The organism is Klebsiella sp. HMSC25G12 (genome assembly GCF_001807705.1).
Lineage (GTDB): Bacteria > Pseudomonadota > Gammaproteobacteria > Enterobacterales > Enterobacteriaceae > Klebsiella > Klebsiella variicola.
Window position 1 is genome coordinate 89,588 of sequence record NZ_KV789913.1, and the last position, 17,634, is coordinate 107,221.

Here is a 17,634-nt window from a genome sequence, read left to right on the forward strand (position 1 = left end):
GGTTAGCCTCGTTTAGACCAGAATTCCTGCGCGGCCTGATTCATACCGGCAATGGTTTTAACAGTGGTGGCAGTCTGCGTTTGCAGGCTGTCGACGGTTTTGGTGTTGCGGTTTTTCGCCAGCTCAGAAACAGCCGTGAAAGCCATATCTACCGTGGCTTTTTTCAGCTTGCTGATATCGGCATCACCGACAATAGAGCGCACCAGAGATTGATCTGCAGAGGCGAGCACCTGGCGTTTGAACGCTGTCGGCTTAGCCTTTTCTGGCAACTGGATGCCTGGCTGAATCAGATCGGCGCGATAAGCGGCATCACCGGTTACTTTGCCCTCTTCTTCCTTTTTCTCCTCTTCGTCTTCGGCATCGCCGGTACCAGGAGCAGTTGCCGCAGGCGTGAGTTTGGCCACCGCATCAATCAGCGCCTTACCCCATGCAGGAATTTCTTCCTCGCCATCGCCGGTACCAGGTAATGCCGGGCCCGGCAGTGGATTTTGCGGCGCAAGGTTAATGATCACTCCGCCGGGTGTCATAGAGGTCGATACATCGTTATCGCCCGTGACATCATCAGGCGGGTTATCAATGAGACTTGCCATTTCGGCAGCGTCCCCGGTTTTACGGGCCTTCAGGAGCCGGGTAAACCAGTTTTTAGTAGTGCTTGGCATAGAATCCCCTATTGCACAACGGAAACCGGCCCGCCCGTTAGGGACAAGGGCCAGATGGTTAGCGGTAATCGCAGATTGCTTTGCGAGACCAGGTGAAATTTGTTCGTAATCGGCGTCGTACCCGCAGCTGACCTCGTCATCACCATCATCAATGGCCTGCAGGGCTTCCGGGGTTTTGACGATGACATCAGCCAGCAGCAGATCGGTTTTATCGTCCGTGCCACGTCGTACGTTCTGGATGTGCCCGTGAGCCAGCTGGCGCCAGTTATCAGGGGTAACAAAGATGATCTGCCCGTCAAAATCTCGCGGATGGCCGATAGTGACTGCCATTCCTTCGAATGACGCCATGGCTCTCTCGCTGAACACCTCTTCTGGTGCCCGGCGTACGATGACCTTCCCCCTGTCGTTTGGGACAAGCTCAGGCCGCTCTGTGGCGTCGTACTCCTGCTCACCAGTCCGTGCGATCGGGACGTCCTTAAAAAGGACTGACCCATCAGCAATTTGAAAGCGTGTATTACCCAGGCGGGTTTTAAAGAAATATTTCATGGTGCCTCGCTAAATGAGCGCGGGGTCGGAGTTTCGAATGAACTCACGTAGCAGCGCCTTAACCTGGCGGACGTTACCGCGACCTGTGGCTTTTAACTCTGAGAGATCGCCAATGGCGCGGTAACGCGCGGTGATGCCGCCTATCGATATTTCGATAACCCTGCGGTCGCCGGCTCGCTTTGATTCGATATGGACCTTTTTCATTCTCACCTCTTCGGGCAACAAAAAAGGCCGCTCATTGGCGGCCTGTTATTTTACAGGGTCAGGTATTTGCACTTCCGACCAACACTTGCAGTTAGGCAGGCACCCGGCGTGTCCGGTCATACCATCGAGCGTTGGCGGACTATCCCAGCGTACAAACTTATCTTTCATTTTTCGGTGTGATGGCCTGGTGCCTGCACCTTCAATACGCCACCAGTACCCCTCAGAACCAACGGATAACGCCCGAGCCTGAGTTAATGCGCCAGTTGCACGCCCTATCTCAGTGCGGGCTATCATCCGCGCCCTGCTGGCCGCCACGTCACCGGATTGCAAGATCATCTCGTAAAGCTGATCGGGGCGCTCACCATGGATGACAGCCTGTATCGCACGCTCCTGAATTTCCCTGACACGCCCAGCCGCCTCTAATGGCAGAGACTTCATGTAGCGAATCTGACGGTAAACGATGTCTTGCGCCACCATGCCGACGGGAGTGTTATTAATCACGTCACGCAGGCCAGAGGAAATTTCTTCCGAAACAGAGCGCCACTGGTTCCACTCTTCACGCTCTACCTGGGCAAACATCTTTCGACCGACCATTTCGGCCCAGTCGTCAATCACCCCGGAGTAGTCAACAAGCGATTTAGCAATGCTGTCAGCGCTTGCCTGTGAACCATCGTAGGAGCCCGTGACGATTTGGTTTATCTGGTCGACTATCGCCAGTAGGCTTTTCTGGTACTGGACCTCCGATCGGCGGCGGAGGGCTGGTTTCAGATTCAGTCTCCTGCCACTGTTTCGCCGCATTCTGGATATCCTCACCGCTAATTGAAGCACCGATGCCGGTAACGTCAGAAAGTTCGCGCAAATCGGTCAGCGCAGCCGCCGGAGACATTCCCAAATCACGCACAGCGGTTGCCAGAGCGGTAGTTGTGTTGGTCGCTACCGTGGAGCGGTCGGTGTCGCTCATCTGCCACAGGGGGTTAAACTCAAAGGTGAAATCTTGCGGCAACGGTTCGCCAAACTCTGAGCGATGCAGTACATCGAATAACAGGCGGATGTGAGGGCGTAAATCTCGCTCCTGAAGCGTTCCCACGTCGTCGTAGTAGTTCGCGAGGTCGGCATCACCGGTTGAAAAACCCTTCGGTGACTGGCGGAACAGGCGGACAAGAGGAATGCCGACAGCACCCGCGATATCCTCTTTAAACTCGCTAAGAAGGTCAGACAGCCCTGCGAAAGAATAGGAATGTGTTTCAAATTCATCCTCCGAATCAAACAGGGACATACCCTCGTTCGTCTGGTACTGGCGGACCATCTCCATATTCTTGATAAGCGCCTCAAACGCCTTACCGCCCGTGGCGATAATTTCACGCAGCTTTTTAATCTTTGCCGTTCGCAGATGCGCCTTGTAGGCAAGTTGGGCGGCGCCGACGCTGGTGCTATCGTAGGAGGTCAGGCGATCGAAGATGCGCTCGACAATGGACATGCCCCACTCGTTTTCGGTGATTTTCTGCTGGTACGGCAGTTTCACACCATCCATGCGGATCAGGCGGCTGTGGTGAACGGTCCACGCAGGAAGCCCCTGCGCCGTCGTCACGATGTCATAGAATTCAGGCTTGCCGAGGTTGGGGCCAAGCGCCTTAATGCGCCTGGTTAGTTGAGGGTTAATCATCCAGCGGTCGAGCACAGCCAGGCCTTTAAAACTGCCCTTGCCTACTTTATCCAGCACCAGCGGCGTTAGTGGTGCCTGACCTTCAATCAGAATCAGCGCCACCGCCCCGCCATACAGCCGGGACCATTTCAGCGTCTCGTTGATGCAATCCCACAACTGAAGCTCATCGAACCGTGATTCCAGAACGCCACGGCGTTTCGGGTCTATCTCACTGGTGATCCGCACGCCCTTTTTGGTCATATCATCCGCTTTCGAATCGACAGCAGCGCCAATAATCCAGGAGGACCGATAAGCCCACTCGATGAGCAGGCGGTTGCGGCTGGTATAGTTCGCCCGATAGGTCGATGCGGCATGCTGGTTAGGCTGCTGCATACCGACACGGGCAACAAAGTTATCGTACGAATCCGCCGTGGCGACTCGTCCTGTTTTCTTCGCCATGGTGATTATTCTCCGGCTTTTTCGGTAGTCGTGGCGGATAGGATAATTTGTTAAAAAATGACCCGATTTAACATAATGACTGTTACCCGCACCAGCCGGATCCCTCCCATGATGAAATGTCCGCCAAAGGCTTATTTATCCGGGATAAGTGGCTAAAAGCGCGTGAATAAAACATGCATAAACAGGGTCAAAAAATGAATAGCGGTAATTTTGCGTGAAACGCTTATTTCCGGGGGTTTAGCTGTTTCCCAGCGCTTCCCAGATATCCATTGCCGTATCGGTTGGGGCAAATGCCATGATGAAGGCATCGGCCACGTTCGGCGATGGCACATCGCGCTTGGCGAGGTCTTTCTTGCTTTCCACCATCACACGCCCGTTTTTGTCAAAGTCACGGTGCGGAGTGGTTAGCTCCAGCTTGAGTTTTTCCAGTAGTGGACAGGATGAGTCGATGCTTATCAGCTCATCTACCGGGTACTGCTCACCGTTCTTAACCGCGTTGAAGGTGTTGCGAAAGCGATCCGCTACCAGCCACCAGGCTTGCGCTTTGAGGTTGGCGAAAAAATCCTTGTTCGGGATGCCAATATATTCGTAGTCCGGCTCATTCACACCAGCGCCAGCATTGAACCGCTGATAGTTGATGCGGGATGCGTTCATGTTTTCGCGCTTACGATCCTCATTAATTTCTGAGAATTTAGCGCCCGCAGATGCCCCAACACCGATTGAGTCGTAGACGATATCAGCATCGCGCTCCAGCGCCGCCTGATACGTACGCTGGCAGCTCTTCAGCAATTCGTCTTCTTTCGCCTTCCACTCATCCGCCCAGTAGACGACAGAACCGTGGCGATAGACGTTAGCGCACTTATCGGCGCCGCTATCGGCAACGTCGAAACCAATGCGCTTACGCCCGCTCGGTTCGAAATTAAGGACTTTGTGGGCGTCCACAGCAGCCTCAATCCATGACAGCTTGATAATGGCCGCATCATCATCCGACTCTGGCACGCCTTCGTATACGTGCTTAAACCCATCCGGATCCCGACGCTTGGCGGCTTCAATAACCTTCAGCATGGTGTCGGATAAAAACGGGTTTTCATCGTAGTTGATTTTGCGTATCAGCGTATCCTCTGGCGGATCGACCACAAAGTTACGCCACACGAAATCAGTCACCAGTCCGGGGTTAAAGATAAACCAGCACTCTGAGCCCTCTTTACGAATGGTAGGCTCCAGTATTTTCCACTGGTATTCCGTCAGCGCGTGAGCCTCTTCCAGCCAGAGCACGTCAATTCCCTCCAGCGACTTAATCTCTTCGATATTGCGCCAGAGGCCGTAAAACACGAACTCAGAGCCGGTCACCCGGTTAATGATTTTGTTGTTCAGAATGCGGAAACGATGCCGCAGGCCAAACCTGTCAATCTGGATTTTGAGCAGGGTATACACCGACTCTTCAATTTTGTTCTGGATCTGACGAGCGCAGCAGAAACGGAGGGTGTATTTATTTGCCAGGAAAATTGCAATCCCCGCGGCATCCCACGACTTCGACGATGACCGACCACCGTAAAGGACTTTATTCCTGGCTCTCTTCGTCCAGAACGGACGTAGAGCCGGATTCAGTGTCGGCTTGGATATCTGAGTAGAAGTCATTGAGGTCACGCTCTCCGTTGCCATCATCAATACCTGCATCACGGCGAAGACGATCGGCCTCCAGCGACACCTTATCAGTAGCAGCCTCTCTATAGGTAACGTCAGCGCGCTGCTTAATGATGGATGCCTTGGTGTACTCCAGTGATTCAATACGAGCAGTATTGCGATGCATGGCTTTCTGCGCCTGAGATATGAGGTCGTGCAAATCTTTGACCTGCTCGCTGTCTGCCGTCTCCAGCTCTGTCTGCCAGCGCCCGATATTCTCCGCAGCAGTCAGGTTCGCAGCGCGCAACCAGAACAACTCATCGTCGAGCGTGAGCATCTGAGCGTCTTCGGTTGTCGCATCAGAAAGCAACATCCGACGCCCATAACCGCCATGCTTCAGAGCATGCTGATTACCGGTCTGGAATGGATTGGTTGGGGGATCGGTACGCATTCCGCGTATCGGTTTCGTTTCTGGAAGCGGCTCAGCTTTTGGTTGCGCGCTTTTTTGCGTACCGCTAGAGTTGACGGGCTTCTCGCTGGTACGCACCTTGCCTTTTTGCGTACCACTTTGCGTACCATTTTTGCGTACCTGCGTACTGGCCTTGCGTACCCACTCAAACTTCTTCGCTCTCTTCCTGATAGCACCTTCAGTAACGCCGTATTTATCGCCTATATCACGGAGACTAAGGACTCCGGCCCGGTATGCCGACTCGATGGCCTCCCAGTCCGGTGTTGCCATAATTTTGTCCTCGCCTTGACATTATCGAGCCACCTCATGAAGTGGCTCTGTAATGCCCTACTTCACGGTTTCAATGGTCGAACCGTGGCTGTTGGTGATGTAAATCTGATCGCCCTTATAAAGGAACTGGTATCCAACACCACCAAGCTCAGGAATGTCAGGGAAAGCTGGTGAAGGAATTCCTGAACAAATAATGGCAATGCAATCAGCCCGGTTTGCTCCAGTACGCTCGACCATTAGTTGATGCTCATCGCCAACTGGTTTCGTCATATCTTGGTCCTCATAGGACATTGGGATATGCTCAATGATGTCAGGCGCCATAACCTCCAGTTCATCAGCAAGAGCAAAAGCCTGACGCCATTGCTCAGAGCCAGGACGAGCAACGGTGATTTCTTTTGCCTCATACAATGAGGTTGCGTTGTTAATAATCTGCTTAACGGTAAACATTTTCTTCTCCTGCTTCTGGTAATAAAAAACCCCGCTATTGCGAGGCTCGTTTTTTCTCTGCCTGCCTGATATCCGCTTTATCCCGGTTGCACTGGCCCAGCGCTGATAGCAGACTGACGTTTAAATCAAGGCTCTGGCCCCACGTCAGATTGTCGGGGATTTCCGGTTGCGGGGTGTCAGCCGTCAGGATGGCCGGTAACGGGACCACCGGCACTTTGACGTAGACCGTTCGCGAATTGTTGCAACCGCTTAACTGCGCCAGCAGGCACAGGGCGATTAGTGCAATCATCATTCGCAACAGCAACCCGGATATCAGCCGAGGCTCCCGATGCGTCCAGTGCGATCTGCTCTTTTGCATGCTGATTGGCCTCGGCGATGGTGTTGAAGATGGTCATGGTGGTCAGAACATTGGATGTAATGGTCTGGGCTGCGTTTACCTGTTGCTCTGCATTATCGGCTCGGGTTTTCTGCTCAGAAGCAGCGTTGTGGTAATGCATTACCAGCCACCCAAGGCAAACCATCAGGCAGATCACAACGGCGCTGATAATGGCGGTTAATCGGCTCATTTCACACCGTCCAGGCAGAGCTGTTTCTCTGCTGCGCGACGAGTCACAAGGCCGGGAAGAACTTTCCCACCACCGTACACCCAGCGAGGGAACTGGTTACATGCCTGCGTAACCTGACCTTTCAGCAGCAACGAAAACAATGTCGATTTCTGCATATTGGCGCAGCCCGCATTAAAGGTGATCGACGTTACTGCTGAAAATGTGTTGTCGCTTAGCCGTCGGCCATTGCCATAGGTATTTACGCAACGCTCGGCCTCAAGGATGTTTCTTTCCCAGTCAGCGGCGATCTGCTTGTCAGTTTTGCGCACACCGGGCTTAACTCCGTGCGTGTTCCCGATGCCATCGGTGAGCACGGCTGCCGGACAGACATATGGATCACGCCGACAACCTTCAGCATTGCCAATCAGTTCAAGGCCACGCTCGTTGGTGCGCACATGACCGGCATTCAGCACTATTGCGATAATCGCTGCCACAGAACAAACCGCGCCGGTGGCACCAGCTCTTTTAGTCAGTTGCACCATCGTTATTTATCCTGTTCATTGATTCGGTGATCACTTCAGCAGACGATGGGCGTTCACGAACCGGTTTCTGCTGCACGCCATGGAGATAATCAGCCAGCAACTGCGTTCGCTTACTGTCTTCGTTACGCTCTTTCCGTGCATCCATTCTCCCCAGCACAAACGACGCGAGAGAAATCACCACGCCGATAAAACCAAAGAGGATATAAACCATGTCCTGTGTAGTGATCCCCAGCATTGAGGCAACAGCAGCCAGCCACGCAAAGAAATGGGTAACGATATTCTCGTTTTGGTTGTTCATTTTCATGGCCTCTGACCTCCGTTGATGACGGATGGCGCTGTGCGTAAAGGGGAAAAGAGGCCCAGACCCTGCGGGCTGATTTATCAACAAAGCACGTCGGGGATGATTTCCGAGGGTCTGGGCATGCTCAATAAAAAACCCGCTCAAGGCGGGAAGAAATACCAAGGGTAAAAAGTGACGGCGGGTAGCCGTAATGATCCCAAGGTAGAGGGATTGGAGCATCTGGCGGGGATCGAACCCGCATATTCTGGTTGGAAGCCAGACGTAATTACCAAACTACGACAGATGCAATCTGGTTAAGGGCTCTGCGCGTGTAAGGCTTTAACGTGTCGTGCAGCACGTCTCTACCCAAGAGCCCTGACCGGATTGCAGAAATGACAAAGCCCAAGGGGGTTAGCCTTGGGCTTTTAATTTTTTCTTGCTGCTCAGTTCGCTTTAACGTCCCGAGCCTATCACAATTCAAGCACTTCCCGCGCAACTATTCAAGTAAAATCTGTCGCTATTTGTGCCAAACGCATCACACATTGGTGCGTAAAGCATCGATTCCGCTAAATTTAGCCAAACATCAACCCTGCTCTCGCAAGTCCTCAAGCACCATTCTGGATGCTTTTCGTTTAGCTCTTTTGCCATGGCCTTCTTGCTCATGCGATAAACATACCGATCCTTGATTAGCTTATAGAGAGCTTTATTCCCGGAGCGCACAAGCTCGGTGCTAAGCACTGAATCAATTTTCAATCCCTCCTCGTCAGTACAAAACGCCAGGCCGCTTTTATTTTTACCGCTGAGGATTTCCTTGAAGAAGGCTTCCAGTTCAGGTTTGGTAATACCCGATTTCTTCATACGGCGCAGTGCGTCATTGATAGCAGTCTTCGTTATCTTCCCGGACGCCAGTAGCTGGTTAAACATGTTGCCGCCGCTACCGCCTCCAATGTATGACCAGCGGCCCCACATGCGCAGCTTTCCCTGTATCCAGATGCTTTCCAGCGTACGGAGGCGAATCATTTCACCTGACTTACCAACTTCAGAAGGGTTGATCATACATTCACCTCATTTTGGGTATTGCTCTGGCCAGCAGCAAACTGCGCCAGTGACATAAATGCGCGGCCCTTCGCTTCGAGTTCCGCTCGATTGATGTAACTAAACCGCTCGCCAGCCCATGACTTATCAAAAACGACAATGGCGCCAGCGAAAAACGCACTGGTCGGCCTTTGTTTGTCGTCGGCTGGCTTAAACCACTCGGGCAGATCGAAACCAATTCGCCCACGAATAAAGCAGACGTGATCCGCATCTTCCGGCCACCACGTTTCGCTTGTGGCTGACTTCACCAGGAAGACATAGCGACCGCCCTTCTCGCGTTGTGCAGCGGCGTAATTCATGATGTGCGTCATGCCAGTGATGGCTTGCTTTTCGTGGTACTGAGAGCGGCTGTAAGGCGGGTTTCCGTAGGCTGCGCCTCCGATTGAGGAAAGCATTTCCGACCAGTCTTGTGTCAGCGCGTTATCTTCTGCGGTGTACCAGACAGGGCATTTTGCATTGCTGTCGTCTGCGAACAGGTCCAGCATCAGCGGGCCAAACATCGCGTTAATACCCCAGAACAGCAGATCCGGAGTCCGCCACTGGTCGCCGACTTCTTTTAAATAGTGATGGGGTGCTGAACGCAGCGCCGTAAGGGCCTCACAGTAAAAATTAGTCATTCACGCTCTCCCCTAACTCCTGGAGTACCTGACTCAGTAACTCAGCCTCAGTACCGAACTTTTCTTCCCATGACTTACGGCCAGCATGAATAGCAACGCCGTAGCCACCAGTACGGTGATGGGCATGGCATAGCGGAATGACATGGAAGTTATCAGCGCGGACAGATAAGCCAGTACCAGAGCTGCAGTGATGGATTTCAGCAGGTGATTCGCCGTAATTGAGGTTCCGGCATACGATGCAACCCAGCGCAGCTACGCGGCTCAGATGGAGCTTTTCAGCCTTGGTTTTAGATTTGCTCATATCGCACCGCCATGGTGCGACAGACAAGCAAAAACACCGCGCACAAAGGCACGGCGTTGAATGGAATTACTGCGTTTTTGCGTCATCACTTTTCTCCGGTGATGGCGCGATAGGTTCGGTGTTCAGCCGAAGTGATTAGTATAAATCAGCTTTTCTTCTTCCGGAAGAAGCTTTTGCATTGCTTGTGAGATTCCTCGGTATTTATGATTTCCCCATCCTCTAATGGGGTAAGAACAAAAATCCCCCCTGGCAGACTATCAACGACATAACGCCCCAGAATGCGAATTGCTTCAATAATCTCTTTCTCACTTATTAGTTAGCACCTTGTGATTATTCCATAAATATTGGTTTTTGCTTTTCCTGTACAGGGATGGCTAAAAATGAACTCGCGACGTTCTGGAATACAATGACATATTTAAATCGCCCATCAAGACCCTATTTTCACGGGAAGGGGTGAATGAAAACAAAAATATAAAAACATATAAATTCAATATCTTAAATGAAAGGAAAAAACATAAAAAAGTCATTCACATTTTTTCTCCGGCGCAACCCCCTATTTCACTCAGATAGAAGAATTCAGCCAATTTCAGGATTTAATTAATTACATGAAAAATTGAGTAGCAGAAAACACCACCGCGACAAAGAATGCACATTTTGTATAGCGTGCAACCCCCTATTTACTCACATAATGAATATAAATGTTCAAGATTCTCTTATGATTAAACAAACCCGCCGAAGCGGGGTCTCATTGAGGGGATTTTTCGGCGACCTTGCTGTGAACTTCCCACAGGCTAATGCCGCAGCTCGCGCAGAAGTTGGCAAGATAGTCCAGCCCAGACCATTCGCGAATCCCTCCGCGAGCAGCCTCCACAAACACAGCTATATCCTTCCCCCGCCATAAGCCGAACAATCGCCAGCCGCCGCCATCAGGACTTTTTACGGCGGCTATGCGAGTCAGTACGCCGGTCTGATATAGCTCAGTGAAGGCCGGTTTCTTTCTGGTTATCATTCGCATAAATACAAACCTGTGATTTGTTGATAACAAATAGCGCGTTTGCGTTTTATTGTTTTGTCCCTTGCTCTGTGTTTTTCAGGTCGTTCTCTGCAAAGAGAATTGCGGTCCTGGCTGAGCGCAAGCGGGCCTTTGCGTTTTTCTCTTCGCGTTCGAGGTTGGCGACGGCCTCGCGCAACTCATCACGACGGTTATGAAGCTGCTGAATCTCTCTCACCACAGCCTCGCCATCAGTCGCGCACTGTAGAACGTACTGGAAAGGGTCAACAGCGCAGCTGCATTGCAGGCACAGAATGACCCGACCCTTCTCATCGACCTCTACGGCTTTATGCTTGCAGTGTTGCTGCCTGTAGTCCTTTCTGTCGGTTACGGTGATGTTAAGTAGCTTCTCTTCGTCGCGCTTTGGCTGCACCAGAGTGATGACGTTGTCGCTGTCATTTTCCATCTGGCACCTCCTGCTGGGCGGCTGCGAGCATGGCGGCGCGGCAGGCGTTCCAGGCGTCCATTGCAGATCCGGCATCTTGCCTACCAGTTTCTTTGCAAAACTTCACGGCATCAGCAATAGTCCATTCCTCCGGCGCTGGCTGCGGCCTGGCGTAGACCGGCATGACATCATCGTGACCCTTGTTACTTTCATCCGTCAGCGACCAGAACAACCGTCCTGCTGGATGCTTGAAGATGTAAGCCACTGGCTCGCTGTCCATTGCGGCCAGCGATTGACGAATGAGAGCCTCTAATTGCCTGTCAGTGGCATCGCAGCCGCCATCTTCATCAAATTGTGTAACCCATTCTTCCAGCTGCTCTCTGGTTAATTTGCTGGTCATTGATTGGCTCCCCGTGAAATTTTGTGGCCCGGCGCATAGCAGCGCTGGCGGTCTTTGCTGATGCGCCAGCCAGCTTTGCGCGCCTGCTGAGAAATGTCGGTCATATTCCGGCCAATAAAATCAGCCTGCCCCTGCGGATGGATTTTCCCTGACTGACAACCATCACAGTCGCAATACAAATCGGCGCAAAATCCTTCAGTTATTCCCATCACTCAGCCTCCACCTTGATGCCATCGGCGCGAAGTGCGTCAGCACATGCAGTGATCGCCTTATTCCAAACTTCAGTTTCTGACCATAATTGACTACCCGCGTACTCCGCAGGGCAAAATCTTTCAGCTGGCAGCTTCACGGTGCGGGGCTCCAGCTCGGCGATACGCGCCTGCAACACCTCGCAATGGTCCGTTATCCCACGGCATTGAACTTTCCAGTAGGCTTCCATCCCCTTCGCCTTCTCCAGCGCCTCTACCAGCTCAGCGCCACCGGCCTGATATGCCATCCAGAAACCGTATTTGATATGCGGCACTGCATCGGTATATTTCGAGGATTCGAGATGTTTATACTCGCGCTCCCACCACGCATCAAATTTCTCTTTCAGGCGCTCTCTCGCCAGTTCGGTGATATCAGTCATGGCTGGCCTCTCCAAGCACCCAAAGGAGTGCGCTTGCATACTCACCCTCGGCTGATTCCAGGGCTTTGATGATTTCTTTGCGGGTTTTCAGGCGCGGCTTTGCCTCGCCGAGGATCTGACGCTGACGCCGGGCTTTTTCATGGCCGGTTGTGCCAGCAGTTGCCGCTTCGATTTCAGAGACCTTCTCCCGCTGTTCTTCGGGTTTCAGTGACGCCAGTTGACGCGCCTGGGTAACGGTGACCGTTCCGGACTCCACTGCATCGCGAACAGCCTGGGTGGCATCCAGCAGGGATAGCGTTGCACGCACGGTCTGAACGCTGCAGCCAAACAACACCGCAATGTCGTCCTCATCGAGCCCACGGTCGAGCGCGTCTGACATTTTTTTAGCCCGGCCAAGCGGTGTATCAGGTCGGCGAATTTCGTTTTCGCTGACCATGTATTTAGCCATCTGATTTGCGGATCCGCGCTTAACGACTCCGGGAACAAGCAGCGGGTCCTTACCCTCTTTCAAAAGAAGCTTATTTGCCTCCAGAGTATGTTTAACGCGCTGACGGCCAACCACCACGCAGGTGAGACCTGTTTCAGGGTCTTTCCAGACGATGATAGGCTCCAGTACACCCAGCTCCTTGATGTTCATAACCATCCCTTCGTCGATCGGCAGGTTGATACGTTCATCGTAGAGAAGATGGGTTTTGTCGGTAACAAGGTGCAGATTTTCCGGTTCGAACATCAGAACGTTGGTTTTGCCGCTGGCGCCATACGCGTCGATCGAGTTTTTAGCCATTTTTCACTTCACCTTTTTTCTGTTCGACCTGCTGAGACCATTTTTCAATCAGCCGGATTTTCGATTTACTCTTGCCACCAGCCCAGTAGCTATCCTGTACGCGGAGATGTCCGTAAGGGCATCGCAGGGCCCCGGAACAGGCGCCAGCCTGGTAATCCCGAAAATAAAACTCAGCAGCTGAACCGCAGACCGGGCAATCAGGTATCTCTCGCATCACCGGGTCACCTCGCGGATTTTCTGGAATTTAGTGCCGTGGTGCGGATTGCCAGGATTAGTAACCTTCGAATTCATAAACCCGGCGGCCACCAGACGCTCGCAGCGGTAGCGAGGGCGATCAACGAAACCAGCCAGGGACTGCCACTCAAACCAGGCGCCAACCGGCACTGACTGGAGCAGTTTGATATCCAGTGCTGTGAGTTTGCTCGTTACTGCTACTGGCTCGGTACTTCCACCCGGCATCCAGTAGCCATTCAGGTTTTGCGCTTTGCCTTCGCGCTCCAGCACCATCAGGCGGGCCAGCATTTCAGGTGCTGTCAGGTCGAAATAGACAGCCAGCTCACGGCAGGTGACCTTCTCCAGTTCTTTCAGCACGTCAGTAATTTTTTCCATCAGATTCACTCTCATAATCAGAAATGGTGTGCCGGAATCGACCGCAGTGAAGACTAACCACTACAACCAACCCCAACCCATAGGGTTAAAATAAAAACGTCTCAGAATGCGTTGTGTTGCGTTTTCTTCGATATCGTCGTTTTCATGTAAAACACCTATCCCCGGAAACCTTTCGGGATGTCGGTATCCAGTTTGCTGCTCACACCGAACGAGCTGCCGGTTGCCAGGTTTGCCGGGCATAACTTCAGAGCCAGCTCCTGCCATTTGCTGCGTAGGGTTTTCACGGATTGAACTCGGGAGCACCAGAACTGATCGCGCTGAATGCGCTCAATCATGGTGCGGATTTGGTCATGGCTGCAGCCGTGCTCCTGGCGCAGCATGCAAATTTCTTGCGCCCAGGCTGAGAAGTTCGGCTCTCTCGGTTTTGCCAGAGTGCCGTCGAACTCTGCTGCGCGTTCGTACAGCTCGATGATGGTCGACCAGAACCACGTAGCGAGGTCGAAATCGTCATCGGTAGCCAGGTTACTGGCTTCGGTAGCGTCAGGAATGACTGCTTCCGGGATGACAGTTTTTTGAGTCGATTCAGAAAAGTTATCCACAGGAGAAATCTCTCCCGCGTGGTTTTTATGATCTGTATGTAATGATCTGTTTTTAAGATCTGTATAGAGATAGGATTCGGCTTGAGAGCCGTTTCCAGGATTCGGCTCATGAGCCGTTTCCATTCGGCTCTTGGGACGAATGCATTCGGCTTGAGAGCCGTTTCCATTATTTTCAGTAACTTGCTTCGATTCGGCTTTTGCGCCGATTGCATTCGGCTTATAAGCCGTTTCCATTACTTTCAGTGACTTATTCCCATTCGGCTCTTGAGCCGAATCCAGTATTTGCGGGAATATCCGTGAAATCAGCGCTTCCTGGTCAATTCGGTAATGCTTTATGGGTGTTCCACCGACCTGGCGAAGCTCTTCTTCGATGACGCCTGACAGGTACTGATCCGTAATTTTGAACATCGCTTTTCGGACAACATCGCCATCTTTAGCGCGTACCTCTTTCGCAAGCGCCGCATGCTCCTTGTAAAACCAGCCATCATCCAGACTCGACTTACCCGACCAGAACACCAGTTGGTTGAGAATCGCTGCCAGCAAATGCTGCTGCCTGTCTCCTGCAAAGAAATCCAGATACGGGCCGGGAATCGTTATGCAGTTCCCCTGCCCTGACATGGCCTGAACAATTTCAAAGACCTGATTGCTCATACCAAAACCTCATTGTGTAGCCGTAAAAACTCACGTAACCCCATCCAGCCAACAGTTCCGCAGTCTCTCCGATAGGAAACGTCTTTCTCAGTTGCCGTGAGTACCGTCACCATGTGCCCCTTGTGTCTGTGCTGAAAGCGTGCTCCCGCCTTGGGTATCCCGTTACTTGCGCAATCCCCTTCGGATGGCACATACGACGGATAAGCCTTTTTAAGGCGTGCAATCAATTCAGCAGCAGACTGGTTACACATAGCCACCTCCGGAATCAGTGGTACTTCGGCACTTCAACAGCTCCAGGCTGATAAGCCTTGCTGTAGACGGCTTCAATAGCGTCATCGTGAGCATCAATTGCCGTTCCAATAGCGTGCTGAGCCGCAAGCAGCGCCCGGCGCTCAATGGTGTCGAAGATGCTCAAGCGATGACGGATTTCACGCGGCAGAACACGCAGGATTGCCGGAAGCAGCAAACGGATTTTCTCGCGCTGTAGTTCGGTCTCACCTTTCAACCAGCGGTGGAAAATGTTCTGCTGGTTACTCCAGGTTTTCCCCGGAACCAGGCGCAGTTGATTACCGCCAATACGTGCATATTCCTCAGCGATAGCATTTGCCGCGAACGCCTGACCAACTTCTGCAGCCCAGGCCAGCAGAACCATTTCAACGTGCTCGTGTTTGATTTCCATCAATCAGACTCCTTCTGTGCTGTAGCCGTATCATTCTCAGGAAGGCCACTGGTTGGGTTTGGGTGAAGATCAGGACGCAACTCATGCGGAGTAATTCCAGTTGCCTCGTAAACCTGAATTACGCGCTTTGGTGGAACTTGCCCCTGGTACTTATGGATCCATCGACTCAGCGACGACGGTTTAATGTTCAAGGCAAGTGCAAGCCGACGTTTGCCACCTGCAGCTGTAATTGCCTTATCAAGACCTGACATGTGAACCTCTCTTTTAGCCATTGTGCAATTATATTGAGCTAATGGCTAAAAAAAATCAACAACAAGAAATTATTAATGTGTTAGCCAGTGGCTTACAATTGTTGCTATGAAGACAGAAACCCAGCATGAATCAGGCTCAAAGCCACAAAGCACGCTTGCCGCAAGACTTGATGAGCTGATGAAAGTGAATCATTGGTCTCGCACAGAAATGGCTCGGATTGCGGGAGTTAGTCCTACCTCTGTAACCAACTGGTTTAAGAGGGAAACCATAAGCAAGGAGTCAGCAGCCAAGCTAGCCAAGGCCGCTAAAACCTCGCTCTCATGGATACTTACAGGAGCAGAGGAACTCGGCGGGACATACACTGAAGACGAAATTGCACTTATTGAAGTTTTCCGCGAATTGCCGCCTATCGAGAGGCGCAACATGCTGGCTGCATTCCAAATGCGGCTACAAAAACTCAAAGATTTTTACTCTGACAACGTAGATCCGACTACCAGAGAAAAATAAATTCACTTCAATTTCAAAAGAATGCCGCCGATTGGCGGTATTTTTTTAGCCTTTGACTTATCTTTTGGTTGATTTTATTTAGCCTGTAGCTCACCATAAGTACATCGACACAACGGTGCGATAGGTTAAACGTTCCGCTACCCGGCGATAAGGGCTAACTAACGAGGTGAATATGGAAAGCAAAGATCTGGTGGTGATTAACGGCCAACTGTGCAGCAAAGACGTTGCCATGCTGATTATTGAGAAGGTTTTACCTACCGTTCTTGTGGTGGTGGCTGAAAAGGTGAGGGACAGGCGAACCAAGGATGAAGTGAAAGAAGCAGCCACAACCGTAGTTGAAGCCGCTATATCGGCAATTAGTTTGAAGAGCCTAGTTGCTCCCAAGTCTTGATCGCTTTCGCACTTTCCTCTTCCTCACGCTTTGTAAGCAGGGAGAGAAAATCAACCTCAGAGCGGTCGACTTCATAAAGGAACTCTTCAGGGGTGATTTCTTTGGGTTGAGTTGATGCGTAAACAACGGCCAAAAGCCAAGCCTTATCATCTTTATTCATGATTTACCTTTGCTGGTTGTGTGAGAACTCCAGCATACCACCGAGCCTGAAGTGGTGAAAAGACAGGCAAATAACAGACCTTGCAATGCAGTGAATGCGGCTATGCGCACGCGGTTCAGTTAAAGCAGTACCACTTGTTTCCCGAAGTGGGGTGGAAAGAAAGCTGCCGATACCAGTTGTTAACTGGCTGGTATCACCGGGAGGCACCCGGCACTGCATTGCAAGGTCTGTTGGTACTCAAATTCACATGACAGTGAGGGTAGCAAATGATCCGCGAACATGAAGTTCCTGCATGGCACCGGTTCTGCATAAAGGTTGCCTTGTTCTTGGCTGTAGTTGTCGTTATCAGCTTCCCATTCTGGAGTAACAAATGAGCAAAAACGGCATTCGTTCCCTGTTAATTGCGCTGGCTATCGGATTGGTTTTCTGGAGTGGGCTGGCTGTCGAAATTATGTATATCAAAGGGGTGTTCAATGGCTAATTTACTGCATGACAACCCGGCTTTTAAAGCGGCACAAAGCAAGCTGGCTATTGCTCAATTTATTGGTAGTGGTGAAATGTGGTCAGAGGCTTTTTCCTCAATGAAAGATATTTATGAGGAAGCTAAGCACGCAGAAGATTTTATGTTTTGCGGTCGTGAAGAATCTCTCTCAGGCCTGAAATTCAATGATGTTATTTTGAATTATGACATGTATGGCGACTTGGTTTCTGTTAACGCAGATTCTGGCAATGCACGTTACAAAATAAACACAGAAGTTTCTTACTAATACCATCACTTTTTATTTAATGCCTTAACTGGCAGGAATAAACACACATTAAATTTAACAGGAGATAGATAA

Annotated in this window: 27 protein-coding genes, 1 tRNA gene and 1 pseudogene; 3 read left to right on the forward strand and 26 right to left on the reverse strand. The window is 51.4% G+C overall.

Annotated elements, in window-relative coordinates; translation table 11 throughout:
• Positions 1-2: 2 nt before the first annotated feature.
• The 25 genes and pseudogenes from HMPREF3096_RS22745 to HMPREF3096_RS29845 form a co-directional block, all read right to left on the reverse strand.
• Complete coding sequence (locus HMPREF3096_RS22745; protein WP_070544629.1) at positions 3-1,205, reverse strand: DUF2213 domain-containing protein; 1,203 nt, start codon at positions 1,203-1,205, stop codon at positions 3-5.
• 9 nt (positions 1,206-1,214) lie between these two features.
• Positions 1,215-1,409 carry a hypothetical protein gene (locus tag HMPREF3096_RS22750; protein ID WP_025714258.1) on the reverse strand — a complete coding sequence of 65 codons (195 nt, stop codon included), beginning with the start codon at positions 1,407-1,409 and terminating at the stop codon, positions 1,215-1,217.
• 45 nt (positions 1,410-1,454) lie between these two features.
• Complete coding sequence (locus HMPREF3096_RS22755; RefSeq protein WP_070544630.1) at positions 1,455-2,003, reverse strand: phage head morphogenesis protein; 549 nt, start codon at positions 2,001-2,003, stop codon at positions 1,455-1,457.
• Between the two features lie 55 nt (positions 2,004-2,058).
• A complete protein-coding gene (locus HMPREF3096_RS22760; RefSeq protein WP_070544631.1) occupies positions 2,059-3,510 on the reverse strand; it encodes a DUF1073 domain-containing protein in 1,452 nt (483 codons plus the stop codon).
• Between the two features lie 237 nt (positions 3,511-3,747).
• Positions 3,748-5,148 carry a PBSX family phage terminase large subunit gene (locus tag HMPREF3096_RS22765; protein ID WP_070544632.1) on the reverse strand — a complete coding sequence of 467 codons (1,401 nt, stop codon included), beginning with the start codon at positions 5,146-5,148 and terminating at the stop codon, positions 3,748-3,750.
• Positions 5,072-5,872, reverse strand: a complete 801-nt coding sequence (locus tag HMPREF3096_RS22770; RefSeq protein ID WP_070544633.1) for a hypothetical protein — start codon at positions 5,870-5,872, stop codon at positions 5,072-5,074. The genes HMPREF3096_RS22765 and HMPREF3096_RS22770 overlap by 77 nt, the downstream gene beginning before the upstream one ends.
• A 57-nt stretch (positions 5,873-5,929) precedes the next feature.
• Positions 5,930-6,319 carry a hypothetical protein gene (locus tag HMPREF3096_RS22775; RefSeq protein WP_070544634.1) on the reverse strand — a complete coding sequence of 130 codons (390 nt, stop codon included), beginning with the start codon at positions 6,317-6,319 and terminating at the stop codon, positions 5,930-5,932.
• Positions 6,320-6,353: 34 nt separating this feature from the next.
• A complete protein-coding gene (locus tag HMPREF3096_RS31615; RefSeq protein WP_228704809.1) occupies positions 6,354-6,611 on the reverse strand; it encodes an Rz1-like lysis system protein LysC in 258 nt (85 codons plus the stop codon).
• Positions 6,496-6,885 carry a DUF2570 domain-containing protein gene (locus tag HMPREF3096_RS29840; RefSeq protein ID WP_077270183.1) on the reverse strand — a complete coding sequence of 130 codons (390 nt, stop codon included), beginning with the start codon at positions 6,883-6,885 and terminating at the stop codon, positions 6,496-6,498. The genes HMPREF3096_RS31615 and HMPREF3096_RS29840 overlap by 116 nt, the downstream gene beginning before the upstream one ends.
• On the reverse strand, positions 6,882-7,406 hold the full coding sequence (locus HMPREF3096_RS22790; protein WP_070544637.1) for a lysozyme: 525 nt from the start codon (positions 7,404-7,406) through the stop codon (positions 6,882-6,884). Before HMPREF3096_RS22790 ends, HMPREF3096_RS29840 begins: the two co-directional genes overlap by 4 nt.
• Positions 7,390-7,710, reverse strand: coding sequence for a hypothetical protein (locus HMPREF3096_RS22795; protein ID WP_048964767.1), 321 nt, complete (start codon positions 7,708-7,710; stop codon positions 7,390-7,392). Before HMPREF3096_RS22795 ends, HMPREF3096_RS22790 begins: the two co-directional genes overlap by 17 nt.
• Positions 7,711-7,918: 208 nt before the next feature.
• A tRNA-Gly gene (locus HMPREF3096_RS22800) sits at positions 7,919-7,993 on the reverse strand.
• 170 nt (positions 7,994-8,163) lie between these two features.
• The gene (locus HMPREF3096_RS22805; RefSeq protein ID WP_070544638.1) at positions 8,164-8,742 is read right to left on the reverse strand and encodes a DUF1133 family protein; all 579 of its coding nucleotides are present in this window, start codon (positions 8,740-8,742) and stop codon (positions 8,164-8,166) included.
• 17 nt (positions 8,743-8,759) lie between these two features.
• Positions 8,760-9,398, reverse strand: a pseudogene (locus tag HMPREF3096_RS22810) (phage N-6-adenine-methyltransferase); the annotation flags it as partial.
• Complete coding sequence (locus HMPREF3096_RS22815) at positions 9,391-9,699, reverse strand: Ref family recombination enhancement nuclease (protein WP_029498746.1); 309 nt, start codon at positions 9,697-9,699, stop codon at positions 9,391-9,393. The gene HMPREF3096_RS22815 and the pseudogene HMPREF3096_RS22810, both read right to left, overlap by 8 nt.
• 745 nt (positions 9,700-10,444) lie before the next feature.
• The gene (locus HMPREF3096_RS22820) at positions 10,445-10,714 is read right to left on the reverse strand and encodes a hypothetical protein (RefSeq protein ID WP_032454813.1); all 270 of its coding nucleotides are present in this window, start codon (positions 10,712-10,714) and stop codon (positions 10,445-10,447) included.
• Between the two features lie 46 nt (positions 10,715-10,760).
• On the reverse strand, positions 10,761-11,156 hold the full coding sequence (locus HMPREF3096_RS22825) for a hypothetical protein (RefSeq protein WP_070544639.1): 396 nt from the start codon (positions 11,154-11,156) through the stop codon (positions 10,761-10,763).
• Positions 11,146-11,535, reverse strand: coding sequence for a hypothetical protein (locus tag HMPREF3096_RS31070; protein ID WP_070544640.1), 390 nt, complete (start codon positions 11,533-11,535; stop codon positions 11,146-11,148). The genes HMPREF3096_RS22825 and HMPREF3096_RS31070 overlap by 11 nt, the downstream gene beginning before the upstream one ends.
• A complete protein-coding gene (locus HMPREF3096_RS22835; RefSeq protein ID WP_070544641.1) occupies positions 11,532-11,744 on the reverse strand; it encodes a hypothetical protein in 213 nt (70 codons plus the stop codon). Before HMPREF3096_RS22835 ends, HMPREF3096_RS31070 begins: the two co-directional genes overlap by 4 nt.
• The gene (locus tag HMPREF3096_RS31620) at positions 11,744-12,163 is read right to left on the reverse strand and encodes a hypothetical protein (protein WP_070544642.1); all 420 of its coding nucleotides are present in this window, start codon (positions 12,161-12,163) and stop codon (positions 11,744-11,746) included. Before HMPREF3096_RS31620 ends, HMPREF3096_RS22835 begins: the two co-directional genes overlap by 1 nt.
• Positions 12,156-12,947, reverse strand: coding sequence for a ParB/RepB/Spo0J family partition protein (locus HMPREF3096_RS22845; protein ID WP_070544643.1), 792 nt, complete (start codon positions 12,945-12,947; stop codon positions 12,156-12,158). The genes HMPREF3096_RS31620 and HMPREF3096_RS22845 overlap by 8 nt, the downstream gene beginning before the upstream one ends.
• Positions 12,948-13,160: 213 nt before the next feature.
• Positions 13,161-13,556: a hypothetical protein gene (locus tag HMPREF3096_RS22855; protein ID WP_070544644.1), complete on the reverse strand. Its 396-nt coding sequence runs from the start codon at positions 13,554-13,556 to the stop codon at positions 13,161-13,163.
• Between the two features lie 155 nt (positions 13,557-13,711).
• Positions 13,712-14,806 carry a hypothetical protein gene (locus tag HMPREF3096_RS22860; protein ID WP_065782092.1) on the reverse strand — a complete coding sequence of 365 codons (1,095 nt, stop codon included), beginning with the start codon at positions 14,804-14,806 and terminating at the stop codon, positions 13,712-13,714.
• Between the two features lie 265 nt (positions 14,807-15,071).
• Positions 15,072-15,485, reverse strand: a complete 414-nt coding sequence (locus HMPREF3096_RS22870) for a toxin YdaT family protein (RefSeq protein WP_070544645.1) — start codon at positions 15,483-15,485, stop codon at positions 15,072-15,074.
• Positions 15,485-15,757 carry a transcriptional regulator gene (locus HMPREF3096_RS29845; RefSeq protein ID WP_309598408.1) on the reverse strand — a complete coding sequence of 91 codons (273 nt, stop codon included), beginning with the start codon at positions 15,755-15,757 and terminating at the stop codon, positions 15,485-15,487. The genes HMPREF3096_RS22870 and HMPREF3096_RS29845 overlap by 1 nt, the downstream gene beginning before the upstream one ends.
• Positions 15,758-15,842: 85 nt before the next feature.
• On the opposite strand from HMPREF3096_RS29845, the gene HMPREF3096_RS22875 reads away from it, so the two are divergent.
• Positions 15,843-16,244, forward strand: coding sequence for a helix-turn-helix domain-containing protein (locus HMPREF3096_RS22875; protein WP_064175995.1), 402 nt, complete (start codon positions 15,843-15,845; stop codon positions 16,242-16,244).
• Between the two features lie 172 nt (positions 16,245-16,416).
• Positions 16,417-16,635 (forward strand): hypothetical protein, encoded by a 219-nt coding sequence (locus tag HMPREF3096_RS22880; RefSeq protein ID WP_023158874.1) that lies wholly within the window; start codon positions 16,417-16,419, stop codon positions 16,633-16,635.
• Here the strand turns inward: HMPREF3096_RS22880 and HMPREF3096_RS30620 are convergent.
• A complete protein-coding gene (locus HMPREF3096_RS30620; RefSeq protein WP_071844745.1) occupies positions 16,601-16,795 on the reverse strand; it encodes a hypothetical protein in 195 nt (64 codons plus the stop codon). The two genes, HMPREF3096_RS22880 and HMPREF3096_RS30620, sit on opposite strands and share 35 nt — an antisense overlap.
• A gap of 473 nt (positions 16,796-17,268) precedes the next feature.
• Here HMPREF3096_RS30620 and HMPREF3096_RS22885 point away from each other — a divergent pair, with 473 nt between their 5' ends.
• Entirely contained in the window at positions 17,269-17,562 is a 294-nt protein-coding gene (locus HMPREF3096_RS22885; RefSeq protein WP_070544646.1) for a host cell division inhibitory peptide Kil, read from the forward strand.
• Positions 17,563-17,634 lie beyond the last annotated feature (72 nt).

Coding starts and splice junctions, on each gene's coding strand:
- HMPREF3096_RS22745 (WP_070544629.1), bottom strand. CDS start 1,205: ATGAAATATTTCTTTAAAACCCGCCTGGGTAATACACGCTTTCAAATT.
- HMPREF3096_RS22750 (WP_025714258.1), bottom strand. CDS start 1,409: ATGAAAAAGGTCCATATCGAATCAAAGCGAGCCGGCGACCGCAGGGTT.
- HMPREF3096_RS22755 (WP_070544630.1), bottom strand. CDS start 2,003: ATGGTCGGTCGAAAGATGTTTGCCCAGGTAGAGCGTGAAGAGTGGAAC.
- HMPREF3096_RS22760 (WP_070544631.1), bottom strand. CDS start 3,510: ATGGCGAAGAAAACAGGACGAGTCGCCACGGCGGATTCGTACGATAAC.
- HMPREF3096_RS22765 (WP_070544632.1), bottom strand. CDS start 5,148: ATGACTTCTACTCAGATATCCAAGCCGACACTGAATCCGGCTCTACGT.
- HMPREF3096_RS22770 (WP_070544633.1), bottom strand. CDS start 5,872: ATGGCAACACCGGACTGGGAGGCCATCGAGTCGGCATACCGGGCCGGA.
- HMPREF3096_RS22775 (WP_070544634.1), bottom strand. CDS start 6,319: ATGTTTACCGTTAAGCAGATTATTAACAACGCAACCTCATTGTATGAG.
- HMPREF3096_RS31615 (WP_228704809.1), bottom strand. CDS start 6,611: ATGATGATTGCACTAATCGCCCTGTGCCTGCTGGCGCAGTTAAGCGGT.
- HMPREF3096_RS29840 (WP_077270183.1), bottom strand. CDS start 6,885: ATGAGCCGATTAACCGCCATTATCAGCGCCGTTGTGATCTGCCTGATG.
- HMPREF3096_RS22790 (WP_070544637.1), bottom strand. CDS start 7,406: ATGGTGCAACTGACTAAAAGAGCTGGTGCCACCGGCGCGGTTTGTTCT.
- HMPREF3096_RS22795 (WP_048964767.1), bottom strand. CDS start 7,710: ATGAAAATGAACAACCAAAACGAGAATATCGTTACCCATTTCTTTGCG.
- HMPREF3096_RS22805 (WP_070544638.1), bottom strand. CDS start 8,742: ATGATCAACCCTTCTGAAGTTGGTAAGTCAGGTGAAATGATTCGCCTC.
- HMPREF3096_RS22815 (WP_029498746.1), bottom strand. CDS start 9,699: ATGAGCAAATCTAAAACCAAGGCTGAAAAGCTCCATCTGAGCCGCGTA.
- HMPREF3096_RS22820 (WP_032454813.1), bottom strand. CDS start 10,714: ATGCGAATGATAACCAGAAAGAAACCGGCCTTCACTGAGCTATATCAG.
- HMPREF3096_RS22825 (WP_070544639.1), bottom strand. CDS start 11,156: ATGGAAAATGACAGCGACAACGTCATCACTCTGGTGCAGCCAAAGCGC.
- HMPREF3096_RS31070 (WP_070544640.1), bottom strand. CDS start 11,535: ATGACCAGCAAATTAACCAGAGAGCAGCTGGAAGAATGGGTTACACAA.
- HMPREF3096_RS22835 (WP_070544641.1), bottom strand. CDS start 11,744: ATGGGAATAACTGAAGGATTTTGCGCCGATTTGTATTGCGACTGTGAT.
- HMPREF3096_RS31620 (WP_070544642.1), bottom strand. CDS start 12,163: ATGACTGATATCACCGAACTGGCGAGAGAGCGCCTGAAAGAGAAATTT.
- HMPREF3096_RS22845 (WP_070544643.1), bottom strand. CDS start 12,947: ATGGCTAAAAACTCGATCGACGCGTATGGCGCCAGCGGCAAAACCAAC.
- HMPREF3096_RS22855 (WP_070544644.1), bottom strand. CDS start 13,556: ATGGAAAAAATTACTGACGTGCTGAAAGAACTGGAGAAGGTCACCTGC.
- HMPREF3096_RS22860 (WP_065782092.1), bottom strand. CDS start 14,806: ATGAGCAATCAGGTCTTTGAAATTGTTCAGGCCATGTCAGGGCAGGGG.
- HMPREF3096_RS22870 (WP_070544645.1), bottom strand. CDS start 15,485: ATGGAAATCAAACACGAGCACGTTGAAATGGTTCTGCTGGCCTGGGCT.
- HMPREF3096_RS29845 (WP_309598408.1), bottom strand. CDS start 15,757: ATGGCTAAAAGAGAGGTTCACATGTCAGGTCTTGATAAGGCAATTACA.
- HMPREF3096_RS22875 (WP_064175995.1), top strand. CDS start 15,843: ATGAAGACAGAAACCCAGCATGAATCAGGCTCAAAGCCACAAAGCACG.
- HMPREF3096_RS22880 (WP_023158874.1), top strand. CDS start 16,417: ATGGAAAGCAAAGATCTGGTGGTGATTAACGGCCAACTGTGCAGCAAA.
- HMPREF3096_RS30620 (WP_071844745.1), bottom strand. CDS start 16,795: ATGAATAAAGATGATAAGGCTTGGCTTTTGGCCGTTGTTTACGCATCA.
- HMPREF3096_RS22885 (WP_070544646.1), top strand. CDS start 17,269: ATGGCTAATTTACTGCATGACAACCCGGCTTTTAAAGCGGCACAAAGC.